At 37.8% G+C, this 16187-nt stretch carries 13 protein-coding genes; 7 read left to right on the forward strand and 6 right to left on the reverse strand.

Annotated elements, in window-relative coordinates:
- Positions 1-526: 526 nt before the first annotated feature.
- On the reverse strand, positions 527-793 hold the full coding sequence (locus tag H6G57_RS25795; RefSeq protein WP_242049095.1) for a BrnA antitoxin family protein: 267 nt from the start codon (positions 791-793) through the stop codon (positions 527-529).
- A gap of 48 nt (positions 794-841) precedes the next feature.
- Between H6G57_RS25795 and H6G57_RS25800 the strand changes: the two genes are divergently transcribed.
- The 3 genes from H6G57_RS25800 (at position 842) to H6G57_RS25810 (ending at position 3242) form a co-directional block, all read left to right on the forward strand.
- Positions 842-1441, forward strand: coding sequence for an alpha-ketoglutarate-dependent dioxygenase AlkB (locus tag H6G57_RS25800; RefSeq protein WP_190523942.1), 600 nt, complete (start codon positions 842-844; stop codon positions 1439-1441).
- A gap of 504 nt (positions 1442-1945) precedes the next feature.
- On the forward strand, positions 1946-2563 hold the full coding sequence (locus H6G57_RS25805) for a L,D-transpeptidase (protein WP_190523945.1): 618 nt from the start codon (positions 1946-1948) through the stop codon (positions 2561-2563).
- Between the two features lie 133 nt (positions 2564-2696).
- A complete protein-coding gene (locus H6G57_RS25810) occupies positions 2697-3242 on the forward strand; it encodes a hypothetical protein (RefSeq protein WP_190523948.1) in 546 nt (181 codons plus the stop codon).
- A 60-nt stretch (positions 3243-3302) separates the two neighbouring features.
- On the opposite strand, the gene H6G57_RS25815 is transcribed toward H6G57_RS25810, so the two are convergent.
- The 5 genes from H6G57_RS25815 to H6G57_RS25835 form a co-directional block, all read right to left on the reverse strand.
- A complete protein-coding gene (locus tag H6G57_RS25815) occupies positions 3303-4421 on the reverse strand; it encodes a site-2 protease family protein (RefSeq protein WP_190523951.1) in 1119 nt (372 codons plus the stop codon).
- A 187-nt stretch (positions 4422-4608) separates the two neighbouring features.
- Complete coding sequence (locus H6G57_RS25820) at positions 4609-5589, reverse strand: NAD-dependent epimerase (RefSeq protein ID WP_190523954.1); 981 nt, start codon at positions 5587-5589, stop codon at positions 4609-4611.
- A gap of 5 nt (positions 5590-5594) precedes the next feature.
- On the reverse strand, positions 5595-6884 hold the full coding sequence (locus H6G57_RS25825; protein ID WP_190523961.1) for a nucleotide sugar dehydrogenase: 1290 nt from the start codon (positions 6882-6884) through the stop codon (positions 5595-5597).
- Positions 6885-6913: 29 nt separating this feature from the next.
- On the reverse strand, positions 6914-7738 hold the full coding sequence (locus tag H6G57_RS25830) for a polysaccharide deacetylase family protein (RefSeq protein WP_190523973.1): 825 nt from the start codon (positions 7736-7738) through the stop codon (positions 6914-6916).
- 95 nt (positions 7739-7833) lie between these two features.
- Positions 7834-8754: a glycosyltransferase family 2 protein gene (locus H6G57_RS25835; RefSeq protein WP_190523976.1), complete on the reverse strand. Its 921-nt coding sequence runs from the start codon at positions 8752-8754 to the stop codon at positions 7834-7836.
- Positions 8755-8851: 97 nt separating this feature from the next.
- On the opposite strand from H6G57_RS25835, the gene H6G57_RS25840 reads away from it, so the two are divergent.
- From H6G57_RS25840 to H6G57_RS25855, 4 genes are all read left to right on the forward strand, one after another.
- Positions 8852-10558, forward strand: a complete 1707-nt coding sequence (locus H6G57_RS25840; protein WP_190523979.1) for a hypothetical protein — start codon at positions 8852-8854, stop codon at positions 10556-10558.
- 104 nt (positions 10559-10662) lie between these two features.
- The gene (locus tag H6G57_RS25845; protein ID WP_190523982.1) at positions 10663-13194 is read left to right on the forward strand and encodes a CHAT domain-containing protein; all 2532 of its coding nucleotides are present in this window, start codon (positions 10663-10665) and stop codon (positions 13192-13194) included.
- Between the two features lie 216 nt (positions 13195-13410).
- Positions 13411-14115 carry a DUF928 domain-containing protein gene (locus tag H6G57_RS25850; protein ID WP_242049096.1) on the forward strand — a complete coding sequence of 235 codons (705 nt, stop codon included), beginning with the start codon at positions 13411-13413 and terminating at the stop codon, positions 14113-14115.
- A gap of 31 nt (positions 14116-14146) precedes the next feature.
- Complete coding sequence (locus H6G57_RS25855) at positions 14147-16090, forward strand: CHASE2 domain-containing protein (protein ID WP_242049097.1); 1944 nt, start codon at positions 14147-14149, stop codon at positions 16088-16090.
- The last annotated feature ends 97 nt before the right edge of the window (positions 16091-16187 follow it).

Below are 16187 nucleotides of genomic sequence, written 5' to 3' on the forward strand. Positions count from 1 at the left end.
TAATAGCCTTTTTGCTTGCTGGGGGTTCTTGTCCAGATACTCTCTTAATTTACTCATCTCTAATCAGGGGTAAAATTTAATTTTATCATCTTGTTACCCCTCCTTGTTTCTATTTTGGAGATGTCTAATGATTATGGCAGCATTGAAGCGCAACAGGCAATAGGATTACTGTAAACAAACGTAACAGTTTCGGGGTTAAATATTGCGATCGCTCAATAATGTAATAAGCTAAAGTCCCATGTAAAGCGGAATATGAATTTTATAGCAGCTTTCAGTTCTCTGAGGTACAGTTCTTGGGTAGAAACTGGGTTTCTGGTTTGTAGCTGCTATGAGCGTACACCCCTATAATTCATCGAAATCATGTTAGAACAGGCATCTTGCCTGTTCCACAAGATGAAAGGCGAAACTTAGTAACAAATATTTAGAAACGGTTTCATTTATTTACACGACAAAATCCTGTGTAATTTCCCCATCACCCAAAGCCAATTTTACCACAAACTCATCCCCTCGCATCAAAATCGTTAGGCTAGTTGACAGATAATTTGCGCCCAGAAGTCACACAATCTTGCAAATAAAGATTAATTAGCTCTTGATAAGATATCCCTTCTTCTTGAGCCATCATCTCAAAATATTCTATCACATCAATCCCCAGGTAAATTGTGACTTGTTTTTTCAACTGTTTAGCAAAAGGATTTGATCTTCTCTTCATTTTTGACAGATCGTATTCCGGTTCCATTGGTTTATCTCCTATATTCTTTACTTTCGTTCTGATTCTAATGATAGTGGTTCTCATACTGATGATGCTACAATATAGCGATCGCTCCAAGAATTACCGATCAATATGCCTAAACTCAATTCAAATCTTATTAGCCAAAACTTAGAACTACCTAACGCAGAAGTTATTTTCTATCCTCGCCTATTTCAACAGCCAGAAAGTCAACTCCTTTTTCACGAATTATTGAACCAAATTGAATGGAAACAAGAACCCATAAAAATCTTTGGTAAATCTGTGCTTCAGCCTCGGTTAACGGCTTATTATGGCGATCGGGCTTATACCTATTCTGGTGTCACCATGCAACCCTTACCTTGGAATTTACCGTTATTACAAATCAAAGAAAAAATTGAGCCTTTAGTTAATACTCAGTTTAATGGAGTTCTCCTGAATTTATATCGTGATGGTCAAGATTATATCGGCTGGCATAGTGATGATGAAAAAGAATTAGCTAAAGGCGGGGTAATTGGTTCTCTGAGTTTAGGGGAAACCAGGCGTTTTATATTTAGACGAAGGGATAATCATCAAAACAAAATTGAACTGACTTTAAGTGATGGTGATTTTTTAATTATGGGTGGCGAAACTCAAAAGTTTTGGCAACATCATGTTCCTAAAAATGCTAAATCCACTCAGCCCCGAATTAATCTAACTTTTCGGGTGATTAAATAAATGAATTTGAGAAGTTTCTCCCCTAGCATTCCTCTAACTAACTCAGAAACCGGGTTTCTATGATAATATCTCGTTTTAGCCGAAAATCTATCACAGAAACCCGGTTTCTTGGGATTAACCGAGCGATCGCTATTAAAAGTAAGACTTGATAAACCGGGTTTCTGAAAGATATCGAGTTGCCAACAATCTCTAAGCAGAAACCCGGTTTCTGATCATTTAATCATTCAGGAACCGGATTTATGACATCAGTATAAGAAATAAAATTAAAAGGGGAGGTTGAGAAACCCAGTTTTTTGATGGTTGTAAAACTTTTGGAACTGTTTCAGATTTGCTTAGTCCTATTTTTTAGGGTACATTATAACAATTGCCAAAACTTAGGATATAGACGCTTGACGGGTACGAGTGGGGGAACCTTGCCCCTACGACTGTTAACTGTCTGTTCTCCACACCTTTCTTTTTCTCCTGTTCCTACTATCAATATTATTTCTGAGTGAGGAGTCCAATATGACCGCCAGAGTCAACACTCAATTTTTATCTCAATCTTTTATCGCTACTGGTATTAGCCTAGCCACTTTATTCTTATTAGGACAACCCTTGAAGGCACAAACGCCTGTTTCACCGGAAACGGTCAGTTCTGCGTCTTCTACGGTTGTTCCTATCCTTCCCGCTCAAAACCTCAACCCGGATGTTCCCCCCTTAGATGACCCAGGTTTATTTTTGCCCTCCTTAGAACAGCCAAGACGTCTGGTTCTGCGGTTGGGTCAACGTCGGGTTTATCTGTATCAAGGAGAACAAGTTGTTGCTAGTTATCCCGTTGCTGTTGGTAAAGAAGGATGGGAAACCCCAACGGGGAGTTTTAAAATCATGCAAAAGATTGAAAATCCCGTTTGGCAAGACCCCTGGACAGGAGAAGTTCGTTCTCCAGGGCCCAATAGTGCGTTAGGATTACGTTGGATTGGGTTCTGGACAGATGGAAAAGATGTGATTGGATTTCATGGAACCCCGACAATCAATTCAATTGGACAAGCCGCGTCTCACGGTTGTGTACGGATGCGGAATGAGGATGTTGTGGCTTTATTTGAACAGGTAGAAGTCGGGACTCCGGTGATTGTTGAACCTTAAATATTGAACCTATTATACAGATTTTCAGGAATCAAATCGAGTTCAAACTCTTATGATTCCTTTTTTCTTTCTGTTCGGTGTTCGCTGTTCCCTGCTATATTGAGAAATTAATGCTCACCCAAGGGGAGGAATGATGGCGCGGAAACGTCTTTCCGATATGGTACGGCAGGAAGCTGAAAAAGGTTCAACGGCTGAAGTGGAAATTGTCACGGATGACAGTGGAGTTAAAGTTCAAGCGACTGCTTCACCTGCAAACTCTGGAGTTCAACCTAACTTAGAGGAAAAAATTATTGAGTTGAAAACGGCTTTAGAAACGGCTCAAAATCAAGAACGTTCCCTTCAAGAAAAAGTTTTACAACTTCAAGCTGAATTAGATGATAAAAATCAATTTATTGACCGCATGAAAACTGAAATTCAAGAGGCAGATTTAAAAGGAAAGTTACAAAAAGCGCAAGAGGCTGCGTTACAATTATCGGAGGCTAATTCTAAATTAATTGATGAATTGAAAAGTCTCAAAGAAGAAAATGAATCTTTAAAACAAGCTTTACAACCCAAAGCCCAACTACCACAATCTAAAGCTATTGTCAAACCCAAGACTCAAATCATCCCTCGTCCCTATTCTTCCCCTTCTCAACCTGTTTCTAATGAGGATTTTTCCAGTAGCACTTGGTTGCTGTAGAGACTAATATAAAAGAAAAGGGCGAGAAAACCTCGCCCCTACGTTGATTAATCGGTTATATTAAGCGGGATTCGCTTGCAAACGTTGCTCTAATAAACGACGAATGGATGCTTTTTCAATCAGTCCTACTAACACCCCATTGCGAACAACGGGTAATTCATTTAATTGTTGTTGTTCTAAGACAGTTACCACGTCTAAGAGGGGTTGTTTGGCATCAACAGTTGTTGAAAATTCCACAGGTTGCATCACTGTTTGAACTTGAATTAACGGCCATTGAGAGGTGGGAATTGTTTTCAGGTCATCCCCGCTAATTTGACCGACTAATTCCCCGGCTTCATTGGTGACTAAAAATTGACGAGTTGCGGTTTTCCCAATAATATAATCGTTGACAAAAGTTCGTAACGAAATCTCTTGAGGAACAATCGAATTATTATCGGCTAGAGCATCCTCTGCGGTGAATTGAGATAATTGATTGCGGAGGGTAGCATCTTTAGCTAAAATTCCGGCATTACTTAACAGGAACCAACCGATTAAAATTGTCCAAAAATTAATCGAACCTCCGGCAAATAGAGGTAAAAATCCTAATAAAATTGCTAACCAACCAAATCCTTGACCGACGCGACTGGCAAATACAATGCCTTTAAATTGATTACCTGTAATTTTCCAGATGAGTGCTTTGAGAATATTACCACCATCGAGGGGTAAACCGGGAATTAAATTAAAGATCGCTAAGGCTAAATTAACATAAGCCAAGAGATTAATTAAGGCTGTTAATGGGGCTGCTAAGGGTAAATAAGAACCCATCAAAGTTAACCCAACAAACAGGAATAAACTCACTAACGGCCCTGCAATGGCAATCCAAAAAGCCCCAGCAGGTGTTTTTGCTTCTTGGTCTAAACTGGCTAATCCACCAAACAAAAATAAGCTAATTGATTTAACGTTAATTCCTTGTTTGATGGCGACAACACTATGCCCTAATTCATGGGCTAAAACAGAAGCAAATAACAGTAACGCAGCAATTAATCCTAATAAAAATGGCAGTCCTAAACCCAATTGTGGAAATTGAGCCGCCAAACTTCCCCCATAACTTAACGTCATTAATGCCAGAACAATAAACCAGGAAACGTTAATATAAAAGGGGATTCCGAATAAATTACCGACGCGAATAGAGCCATTCATGTTGGCTACCTCTCAACTCATCCAAAAGCTAATTTAACTTCTGGCTGTTCATAACCCTATCGTAACGAATTGTAAAAAAACTGAGCAATCCGCCCCAGGTTGTAAATACTAGACGATTGAGTACGGTTTTCCGCTTTGACAATCAAGAGATACTTAGGCATTTTTATTACAAACCGGGTTTCTGGGGTTAATAATAAGAACGATACCAATCTACAAATTGTTGCACTCCGACTTCAATTGAAGTATTGGGTTGAAAGTCTACATCTTGAATTAAAGCATCAACATCAGCATAGGTCATAGGCACATCTCCGGGTTGAATGGGCATAAAGTTTTTAATGGCAGTTTTGCCTAATGCTGTTTCTAATACTTCAATTAAATGCAACAATTCAACGGGTTGATTATTACCAATATTATACACTTTATAGGGGGCTGTTGTATGGGGATTTTCACCCGGTTGAGGAATTCTATCTAAGGTACGAATTACACCTTCAACAATATCATCAATATAGGTAAAATCCCTTTGCATTTTGCCATAATTAAATACATCAATGGGTTTATCTTCGAGAATGGCTTTAGTAAAAATAAACATCGCCATATCAGGACGACCCCAAGGGCCGTAAACGGTAAAAAATCGTAATCCCGTTGAGGGAATATTGTATAAATGGCTATAGCTATGGGCGATTAATTCATTAGCTTTTTTGGTTGCTGCATATAAACTAACGGGATAATCTACGTTATCTTCAACGGAAAAGGGAATTTTCTTATTTTCCCCATAAACGGAACTGGAAGACGCATACACTAAATGTTGAATTTGAGAATGACGACATCCTTCTAAAATATTTAAAAATCCCACTAAATTACTATCAAGATAAGCATAGGGATTTTTTAAAGAATATCGTACCCCAGCTTGGGCGGCAAGATGAGCTACTCGTTCAAAATTTCCCTCAGTAAATAACTGATTCATTCCCTCTCGGTCGGCTAAATCTAGTTTTTTAAAGGTAAATCCTTCTCGACCTTTTAATTGGTCTAAACGGGCGTGTTTCAGAGACACATCATAATAATCATTAATATTATCAATTCCGATAACAATATCTCCTCGGTCTAATAATCGTTGACAGAGATGAAAGCCAATAAATCCCGCCGCACCAGTTACTAATAAATTAGCCATTTTTTCTATAAACTCCAGTAGTGAATATGAGAGGGAATTAAGTTAGGGTTAAGAACAGACTTGACATCCATCACGACACCTTTATTTCCTAAACACCCTAATAGTTTTTCTAAAGGAAGGTCGAGGTAAGTTTGATGGGGAACCGCCAGAATCATTGCATCTAGGTTCAATAAATCTGACCACTGTACTAATGTCATAGCATATTCTTGTTGAGTGGCAACAGGGTCAGCGAAGGGGTCATGAATTAACGGTTGAATTCCAAATTGATTCAGTTCCGCCACAATATCAGGAACGCGGCTATTCCGTAAGTCAGGAACGTTTTCTTTAAAGGTTAATCCTAAAATTCCGACTTTTGCATTAGGAATGGAACAATTGGCTTGAATTAACAGTTTAACTAAGCGTTGAGCTAAATAGGTTCCCATGCTATCATTAATCCGTCTTCCGGCTAAAATAACTTGGGGATGATAGCCCATTTCTTCTGCTTTTGCTGTTAAATAATAGGGGTCAACGCCAATACAATGACCACCCACTAATCCAGGGGTAAAGGGTAAAAAGTTCCATTTGGTTTTAGCTGCGTTTAATACATCTTGGGTACGGATATTTAAGTGGTCAAAAATAATGGCTAATTCATTCATTAAAGCAATATTTAAGTCTCGTTGAATATTTTCTATTACTTTCGCTGATTCTGCAACTTTAATTGAAGGTGCACGATAAACTCCTGCTTGAATAATTTTGCTATAAACTTCAGCAATAGTATTTAAGGTTGGTTCATCTTCGCCTGAAACCACTTTCACAATTTTTTCCAACGTATGGGATTTATCCCCCGGATTAATTCGTTCTGGAGAATAGCCTAATTTAAAATCAATATTTTGTTTTAATCCCGAAGTTTGGGCTAATATTTTACCGCAAATCTCTTCTGTCACCCCCGGATAAACCGTTGATTCATAAACAATAATATCTCCGGGTTTTATAACTTTTCCTAAGAGTTCAGAGGCTTTAATTAAGGGCGTTAAATTAGGTTGATTATTCTTATCAACAGGGGTGGGAACTGCTACAATATAAAAGTTACAGTCTTTTAAATCCTGAAGAGATGCTGTAAAATTTAAAGGTGAATTTTTTAACCTTGCATTGTCAATTTCTCCGGTAATATCAATCCCTTGTTTTAAAGCTTCTACTCGTTCTAGTTTAATATCAAATCCAACGGTTTCGGGGAAAACTTCAGCAAAGGCAATAGCAACGGGTAAACCGACATATCCTAAACCAAGAACAGCAATGCGATGGGGATGAGAATACATGATTCTTTTAAAGATAAAAGATTAGGGGATTATAACATTGAATAAGAATTAATCACGTCACCCGCCGTCTTAAAAGTATACCCTAATTGTTGTAACCAATATAGTAAACAATTTAGGGTTTTTAAGGCTGAACCTTGTTGACGAGTATACCATAATTTTGCTCCCCAGGGAATTGATAAATCTTCGACAGAATAGGCGGGAATAAAATCAAAGGGGTGCATATAAACTTGAACAATAGGCGGAAGGGGAGAAACGGAGGATAACAGTTGAATTAAGGATAATTGAAATAAATCAATCCATAATAACCCCATCGGTAAGGGAATTAAGGGTAAACTATTAACGGGGATTTCCCAAATATTATCTTGTAAATAGGGTTCAAATGGAACATTTTGATTATTAAACCGAGAAGGCATTTTTCCGGCAAAAACGGAGGAATCATATTCATAATTGGTTTGTTTTAAATAGTGATATAATCCTTCTGGAATTCGAGCTTGGGGCGCACGAAACCCTCTAATTTTTTGACCTGTATATTCTTCTAAAATTGCTTTTGATTTTGATAATTCTTCAATAATTTCATCTTTTGATAGTTCAGGCATTTTTCGATGGGTAAAGCCATGAGAACCGATTTCAAATTTTTTTTGAATCGCAATATTAAGTTCTTCTTGGATATAGGGAACAATTTCTCCATTAATAAATAAAGTTGCGGGACATTGATATTGATTTAGAATCTCAAAAATCTGGGGTAAACCTACTTTAACCCCTCGAATTGTTTCAACAGAAGCGGGAAGTCTCCCCCCCCAGTCGGTTTCAACATCAATAGAAATAATTGCTGTTTTCGATAATTTTTGATTCATGATTTTATTCTTCTGTTCTTAATTCTGGGTTTTTATGGGTGGGAGAACCCCACCCCTACGTGATCCTGGGCGAGAAAACCCCGTCCATACCTGATTTATTGTTTCATTTCTCGACGAATGGCTGATAATTGATCGGCTAATATTCCATAGAAAAAGATGATAATTCCTGATAATAATATAATTACATCTCGATCTGCTAGGTTGTCTTCTAATATTATGCCTGAAATCGAACTAATTAAACCTGCAACAATTAAAAATAAACTGACAGGTAAAAAGACCCTTAGAGGAGCAAATAACACCACAATTCTAATAATTAACAAAATGGTATTTAACCCATCTCTAACAATTTTAACCGAACTCGGACGACCGACTCGTGGATTAATAATAATCGGAACCCACTGAATTAACCAACCATTATTAATTAAAGCAATGGTTGTGGTGGTACTAAAAGAAAATCCATCGGGGGCAAGGTGCATACAATCAAAAATTGCCTCTCGTCTCATCACCCGTAACCCCGAATTTAAGTCAGGAATTTTCCATCCTGTCACCCAATTTGCCACCCATTTTAAGATTAATTTTCCAGGTTTTCTTAAAAAGGGAACAGGTGAATTATAACGAGTTCCTATCGCAACATCCGCATCTCCTAAACCGATTAATAAACTCGCTAATTGTTCGGCATCGTGTTGACCATCGGCATCTGCAATGGCAATTAATCCATATTTTGCTTTACGAATTCCGGTTTTTAAAGCCGCACCATAACCGCGATTTCTTCCCTGGCGAATCACTTTTGCTCCCGCTTGCTTTGCTTTTTCTGCGGTTGAATCCGTTGAACAATCATCAACGACTAAAACCTCAAATTCGCCTCCGGTCGATTTCAATAAGTCTATCATTCCCGTCACAACCGTTGCAATTGCGGCTTCTTCATTAAAGGCAGGAATGACTAAAGACAGTCCTTTTCCTTCCGCTAAGGTTGTTTGAATTGCCGTTGTTAACTCTCCATCCACCACTCGATACATATTGTTTATCTGCTGAATTTCTCAACCTATTGTATTATCTGAAAGGATCAGACTCGGATTTCGGGTCAATTATATCTGATTTTGGATCAATTTTTAGATGCTAGTATCCCGTCTCCAGAAGTTTTTAACCGCCCCAGAAGATCATCGATTTAGTCCTCGAATGATCTTTTGGTTTACCTTGAGTTTAGTTTTCTCCATTAGTTTTGCCATTCCGCCTTTACAAAAAGCTTTTAGTGGAGAATATTTAATCATGGATGATGCCCGACAACATCTATTTTGGATGCAACGGTTTGTTGATCCTGATTTATTTCCTAACGATTTAATTGCTGATTTTTATCAATCCATTACGCCTTCGGGTGTAAGTGGATTTTATCATTTAATGGCAAATTTAGGGGTTAATCCTCTCCTTTTAAATAAAATTATACCTTTATTTTTAGGATTATTAACAACTATTTTTTGTTTTGGGATTTGTATTGAACTTTTACCTGTCCCAACGGTTGGGTTTATTGGGTCTTTACTGCTGAATCAAAATCTTTGGTTACACGGTGAATTAACAACGGCCGTTAGTAGCGGTTTTGCTTATCCGGCTTTTCTATCTTTTCTCTATTTTCTATTACGTCGATCTCCCCTGGGTGTGGGAATTTGTATGGCAATTATGGGGAATATTTATAGCCCCTTAATGTTAATTGCTTCTGGGGTTTTAATTCTGCGGTTAATTCAGTGGGAAAAAGGGAAACTGCGATTTTCTAATAATCGTCAAGATTATATCATTTCGGCTGTCGGTTTAGGGGTTGCAACGTTAGTGATCATCCCTTATTTTTTCTCCAGTTCTGAATATGGCCCTACCATTTCTGCCCAAGAAGCGAAAACGATGCCCGAATTTTTAGATAAGGGAAGAACAGGATTTTTTTATGGCAATAGTGGGTTAAATTTCTGGTTTAAAAATAGTCGGAGTGGGATGAAAATTTCGTTGAATCCACCTTTAGTTATATTAGGATTGTTCTTACCAATTTTATTCCGATTTCCCCGTCAGTTTCCGTTGGTAGAAAAAATCAGTTCTAAAATTAATATCCTGTTGTACTTAATCCTAACATCTTTAGGGTTATTTGCGATCGCTCATCTTTTATTATTTAAGTTATTTCTTCCCAGTCGCTACACCAGCCATAGTTTCCGCATCATTTTAGCAGTTTCAACAGCCATCGTTTTAATTGTTGTCTTAGATGGAATATTTCAAGCTTCCCTTAAACAAATTATTGCTTTAGCATCAACGGTTGTATTTAGTTTTGTGTTAATTTTTTATCCGTTTTTTGTCTGGGGAAAAGCCTTTCCCAGAACTGCTTATACCATTGGAACAGATCCAGAAGTTTATCAGTTTTTACAACAGCAACCGAAGGATACTTTAACGGCTTCTTTATCCTTAGAAGCAGATAATTTACCCATTTTTTCTCAACGTCCAGTTTTAGTTTCCTGGGAACACGCTTTACCGTATCAACAGGGCTATTATCGTCAAATTAAACCCAGAGTTTTAGATTTGATTTCTGCCCAATATAGCCCCAATTTAGACACCGTTAAACAGTTTATTCAGAAGTATGGGGTTGATTATTTTCTGATTGATCAAAAAGCGTTTACTCCTGAATATATGACCGAAAATGTTTGGTTTAAACAATGGCCGGATCAAGGAAAACAAGCCTTAAGTCAACTTCAAGGAAAACAGAAACCGATCCTGTTACAATCGTGGAATCGTTGTACTATCTATCAAAATCAACTCTATCGTCTGGTAAAAGCAGATTGTCTCATCAAATAACCCGTAGGGTGCGTGCGCTGCGCTTACGCACCACCTGACATTTTATTATCGCAGTTTTTGACAGACTCACCAGCTAATTATAGGCTCATTTAGGGAGGTTAATCATGTTAAAAAAAGGTTTAATCAATCTCGGAATTTTACCTATTTTTTTGTTTAATAATTTTACCTTAATTTCCCTCAAAAATCAACCTCAGACCCCTGTTGAAAGTTATAAACCTGATCCAGCAACATTATTTAACCAAGGAAAACAATATTATCAGCAAGGACAATATACTCAAGCTGCTGAGGTTTTACAACAGGCTATTTTAGGGTTTTCTCAACAAGGAGATATTGTTAATCAAGCGATCGCATTAAGTAATCTTTCTTTAGTTTTACAACAGTTAGGACAATGGGAACAAGCCGAAAAAGTTCTACAGGAAAGTTTAGGATTAATTCAAGATTTATCCTTTCCTAAACAGCCTTTAATTCTAGCTCAAATTTTAGAGATTCAAGGTCAATTAGAATTCACAAAAGGACAACCTGAACAAGCTATTAAAACTTGGAAACAAGCGTTTAAACTTTATTCACAAACGGGAAATTGGTTAGGAGAAATTACTAACCAAATAAACCAAGCAACGGCTTTACAAACTTTGGGACTCTATCGACAATCTTTAAAAACGTTAACAGAAGTTAATGAAACCCTGAAATCTCAACCGAATTCTTTAATTAAAGTAACGGCTTTATTGAGTTTAGGAAATGCCTTAAAAAAAGTGGGTGATTTAAAAACGGCTCAAGCTGTTTTGCAACAAAGTTTAGAGTTAGCTAAAACTGCTAATTATTCTCAAGTTTTAAGCCGGATTTATTTAAGTTTAGCCAATCTTAATCGCGCTCAAAATAATTCTGATCTCGCTTTAGAAAATTATCAAAATGCAGTAAAAACAGCCTCAAATGGTTTAGAAAGACTGCAAGGTTTGATTAATCAATATAGTTTACTGATTGATTTAAAACAATACAAAGAAGCAGAAACTCTATCCCAGGAAATTCAAGATTCTATTTCTAAAGTTCCGATGAGTCGGAGTTTAGTTTATGCTATGGTTAATTTTACGAATTCTTTAATCAAGTTAAATTCAACTTCTAATAATTCTAAAATCATTAATTTATTAAATAATGCAATTCAATCTTCTAAAACTTTAAAAGATCTCCGTTCAGAATCTTACGCTTTAGGAATTTTAGGGAAATTTTATGAACAAAATCAACAACCCTTAGAAGCTCAAAAATTAACCGAACAAGCTCTATTAATTGCTCAATCTATTAATGCTTCTGATATTGCTTATCAATGGCAATGGCAACTAGGAAGACTTCTAAAACAACAAAATCAAAAAGATAAAGCGATCGCCGCTTATACTGAAGCGGTTAATACTTTAAAATTTCTCAGAAAAGACTTAGTTGCGATTAACCAAGATGTGCAATTTTCTTTCCGAGAAAGTGTAGAACCTGTTTATCGAGAATTAGTCGATTTAATTTTACAATCTCCGACTCCCGATAACCTAAAAACTGCCCGTGAATTGATAGAATCTTTACAACTTGCTGAACTCGATAACTTTTTCCAAGAAGCTTGTTTAGATCAAGAAATTAAACCTCAAGAAATTGATCAAATTGATCCCAATGCAGCAATCATTTATCCGATTATTTTAGCCAATCGTTTAGAAGTTATTCTCTCAATTCCGGGTCAAGATTTACGCCACTATTCTACCGAAATTTCTCAACAACAGGTTGAAACTATAATTCGTCAATTACGACTATCTTTTCAACCGATATTTTCGACAAAAGAACGGTTAGAATTATCGCAAACCGTGTACAATTGGCTCATCCGTCCAGCAGAATCTGATCTCAAAAATAGCTCGATTAAAACCTTAGTCTTTGTCTTAGATGGTTCTCTGCGAAATGTGCCAATGGCTGCCCTTTATGATGGCAAAAATTATCTAGTTCAAAATTATAATTTAGCTCTAACTCCGGGTTTACAACTCCTGGCTTCTCAATCTTTAAAACGAAATCAAATTAAAGCCTTAACCGTTGGGTTAAGTGAAGCTCGTCAAGGGTTTTCTGCCTTACCTGCCGTTGCGTCTGAACTTGAAAAAATTGAAGCAGAAGTTCCGACAAAAGTTTTATTAAATCAACAATTTACCCGTGATGCTGTTCAACAACAAATTCAAGAAACTCCCTTTCCCATCGTTCATTTAGCAACTCATGGACAATTTAGTTCTAAAGCGGAAGATACTTTTTTATTAACCTGGGATAGTCGGATTAATGTTAAGGATTTAGATGATTTTCTCAGCCGTCGCCAACGAGGAGAACAAAATCCGGTAGAATTATTAGTCTTAAGTGCTTGCGAAACCGCAACAGGAGATCAACGGGCTGCTTTAGGATTAGCGGGTGTAGCGGTGCGTTCTGGGGCACGGAGTACCTTAGCGACATTATGGCAAGTTAACGATACCTCCACCGCCTCCTTGATGGCAGAATTTTATCAAGAATTAACTCAGCAACAAATCAGTAAAGCCGAAGCTCTGCGTCAAGCCCAGTTAAAGCTGTTACAACAGGCTAAATATCAAGATCCCTATTATTGGGCGCCCTTCGTTTTGGTGGGAAATTGGCAATAGATTTGTAACTCTGAAGATAGGTTAATAAAATTAAAGTATTAGTGCATCATCCAAGACCCGTGATCTAACAGGAGTCCTCTTGACTCTAGTTTAATTCTTTCTGAGTATTCTTTGGAGACCCATACTTTTATGTTTCACAACCGTTTGCACCAGCACTGGATTAGCCTATCTCTCCTGACCCTTGTGGGGGGCGCTTTTGTTCCGCAACTGTCCGTTATGGCTCAACCCACCCCTTCAGAGGGAATCCAAATTAGTATGGCCTTTGAACCCCCACCAGGGGAAGGAATGCCCGCTCGCACCGCCGGAGGAGGGTCTCGCGGTCAAACTCTGGCTGCGATTCAAACCACACCCCCCTTAATGGCCTTAGTTCCAGCGTTTTATTCTCAAACCAATGGTCAAGAAACGGATATCAAAGGATTGACGCTGGCGGCTACCCCGACATTCTTTTTCTATGTTCCTGCAATTCCGGCAAAAGAAGTCGCTTTTAGCTTAAAAGATGAAAATAACAACGATATTTACCAAACTCGTTTAACGCTCCCCAATCAACCCGGTATCGTCAGTATTGCTCTACCAAAAGATACTCCTCCGTTAAAAATTGGTCAAACCTATCGTTGGTCATTTGGGGTGATTTACAACGATGAAAACACGCAGGAGCCTAAAGTTGTGTTTGTGAGCGGGGAAGTCAAAAGAACAGAACCCGATGCCATGTTAAACGCTAAACTACAACAAGCTGAACCCCTAGAACAAGCTAAAATTTATGCTGAAAATGGAATTTGGTTTGAAAGTTTAGCAACCTTAGCCCAACTGCGTCAAAATCAACCGATGGATGAAACATTAACCAAGCAATGGAATGAACTGTTACAATCCGTTGGTTTAGAATCCATTGCGAATCAACCGTTTGTGAATGGGCTTGAGAACTAATTAAGGTGAAACTCGAATGAAGTATGGAGTTATGAAACAAAAACAAACGGTCTTCAGACTTCATACTTTCAGATGGAAACCTTCCGGGCAATGGCTGAAGTTATTTCGTTATTTATGGTTAAGTCCAGTGATAACGGCTTCAGTTATTGCCCTGCAAAGTACAGGATTTTTACAACTTTTAGATTGGGCAACCTATGATCAATTTGTGCGGTGGCGACCCCTAGAACCTCCTGATCCTCGGATTGTCATTGTTACGATTGATGAACCGGATTTAAAAAAGCTGGGACAATGGCCGATTCCTGATGCGATTTTAGCACAATTAATAGAAAAAATAAAGCTTCAAAACCCGATTGCAATTGGATTAGATATTTATCGAAATTTACCCGTTCAACCCGGGCATGAGGATTTAATTAAGGTCTTTAAAACCACCCCGAATTTAGTGGGTGTAGAGAAAGTTGTTGAAGATCAAAATCGAGCTTCTATTGAACCGCCTCCGATTTTAAAAGATAAAAAACAAGTGGGGGCGGCGGATTTAATTTTAGATGCAGATGGCAAAATTAGACGGGCATTATTATCAATAAAACCCCCAGAACGCCCTACTATTTTAAATTTAGGGGCGACCGTTGCTTTAATTTATTTACAAACTCAAGGGATTACCCCTAAAATGACCGAAAATCAGCAAGTTATTTTAGGAAAAGCTGAATTTACAAGATTTACAGAAAATGATGGCGGTTATGTTCGCGCTGATGATGATGGCTATCAAATTTTATTAAATTATCGGGGATCGCAGGATAATTTTCATAAAATTTCCATGACTCAAGTGTTAAACAATGAGATTCCACCGGATTTGTTTCGTGATAAAATTGTATTTATTGGCCCCTTTGCCCAAAGTTTAAATGATCTATTTTTTACCCCTTATACCAGTAATTTATTTAGTATTAATGATCGTACACCGGGAGTAATTATTCATGCTAATATTGCCAGCCAACTGATTAGTAGCGCTATCGATGGACGCACCTTAATTCATGTTTGGTCAGATCGGACAGAATGGTTTTGGGTGTTTCTTTGGTCAACGGTTGGTAGCAGTTTAGGATGGATTTATGGGGGAACCCGTTGGACAGTTTATTGGTTGATTTTAGCCAGTGGAGGTTTAATTATTATTTCTTATAGTGCTTTTATGAGTGGTTGGTGGCTTCCCTTAGTTTCTCCTTTATTAGCATTAGTCAGTTCTGGGATGGTGGTTACGGCTTATATTGCTAATGTTGAACGTCAAGATCGGAAAATGGTGATGACGTTATTTCAACGGTATGTTACCCCCAAAATTGCGGAAACAATATGGCAAAATCGAGAGGATTTATTACAAAAAGGTCAAATTTTAGGGCAGAAAATGATAGCAACTGTCCTGTTTACAGATATTAAAGGATTTAGTACCATTGCTGAACGCATGGAACCCGCAATGTTAATGACTTGGTTAAATGAATATATGAATGCCATGGCGAATATTGTGTTTGAACATGATGGGGTTGTGGATAAATTTATGGGGGATGCTATTATGGCAGTGTTTGGAGTTCCTATTCCTCGAAATAATCCTCAAGAAATTGCTCAAGATGCCACTTCTGCGGTATCCTGTGCCTTAGCAATGGGGGAAAAATTGCGAGTGCTTAATCAACATTGGCAACAACAAAATCAACCCTTGATTTCTATGAGAATTGGTATTGCTACCGGAGTTGTCGTCACCGGAAGTTTAGGCAGTTCTCAACGGATGGAATATACAACTTTAGGTGATAGTGTTAATATTGCTGCCCGTTTAGAAAGTTATGATAAATCCTTTTATAGTGAGGGAACCTGTCGAATTTTAATGAATGAAGAAACCCATCAACAAATTAATGGCAAGTTCCCCACTCGTTACGTCGGTCGCGTGCAATTATATGGACGTCAACAGTTAATTAATATTTATCAAGCTATCAACGATTAAAAGGGAACAGGGAACAGGGAACAGGGAACTAGGACGGATTTCCGAACTAGCACTCGGAACAGTTGAGTGCTAAAGTAACCTATTGGTGATTAACAAT

The organism is Planktothrix sp. FACHB-1365 (assembly GCF_014697575.1).
GTDB lineage: Bacteria > Cyanobacteriota > Cyanobacteriia > Cyanobacteriales > Microcoleaceae > Planktothrix.

What these genes read in the sequence shown, in the direction of transcription:
- H6G57_RS25855 (WP_242049097.1), top strand. Translation starts at nt 14,147, where the DNA reads ATGAAACAAAAACAAACGGTCTTCAGACTTCATACTTTCAGATGGAAA.
- H6G57_RS25795 (WP_242049095.1), bottom strand. Translation starts at nt 793, where the DNA reads ATGAGAACCACTATCATTAGAATCAGAACGAAAGTAAAGAATATAGGA.
- H6G57_RS25840 (WP_190523979.1), top strand. Translation starts at nt 8,852, where the DNA reads ATGCTAGTATCCCGTCTCCAGAAGTTTTTAACCGCCCCAGAAGATCAT.
- H6G57_RS25835 (WP_190523976.1), bottom strand. Translation starts at nt 8,754, where the DNA reads ATGTATCGAGTGGTGGATGGAGAGTTAACAACGGCAATTCAAACAACC.
- H6G57_RS25850 (WP_242049096.1), top strand. Translation starts at nt 13,411, where the DNA reads ATGGCTCAACCCACCCCTTCAGAGGGAATCCAAATTAGTATGGCCTTT.
- H6G57_RS25800 (WP_190523942.1), top strand. Translation starts at nt 842, where the DNA reads ATGCCTAAACTCAATTCAAATCTTATTAGCCAAAACTTAGAACTACCT.
- H6G57_RS25815 (WP_190523951.1), bottom strand. Translation starts at nt 4,421, where the DNA reads ATGAATGGCTCTATTCGCGTCGGTAATTTATTCGGAATCCCCTTTTAT.
- H6G57_RS25820 (WP_190523954.1), bottom strand. Translation starts at nt 5,589, where the DNA reads ATGGCTAATTTATTAGTAACTGGTGCGGCGGGATTTATTGGCTTTCAT.
- H6G57_RS25830 (WP_190523973.1), bottom strand. Translation starts at nt 7,738, where the DNA reads ATGAATCAAAAATTATCGAAAACAGCAATTATTTCTATTGATGTTGAA.
- H6G57_RS25810 (WP_190523948.1), top strand. Translation starts at nt 2,697, where the DNA reads ATGGCGCGGAAACGTCTTTCCGATATGGTACGGCAGGAAGCTGAAAAA.
- H6G57_RS25805 (WP_190523945.1), top strand. Translation starts at nt 1,946, where the DNA reads ATGACCGCCAGAGTCAACACTCAATTTTTATCTCAATCTTTTATCGCT.
- H6G57_RS25825 (WP_190523961.1), bottom strand. Translation starts at nt 6,884, where the DNA reads ATGTATTCTCATCCCCATCGCATTGCTGTTCTTGGTTTAGGATATGTC.
- H6G57_RS25845 (WP_190523982.1), top strand. Translation starts at nt 10,663, where the DNA reads ATGTTAAAAAAAGGTTTAATCAATCTCGGAATTTTACCTATTTTTTTG.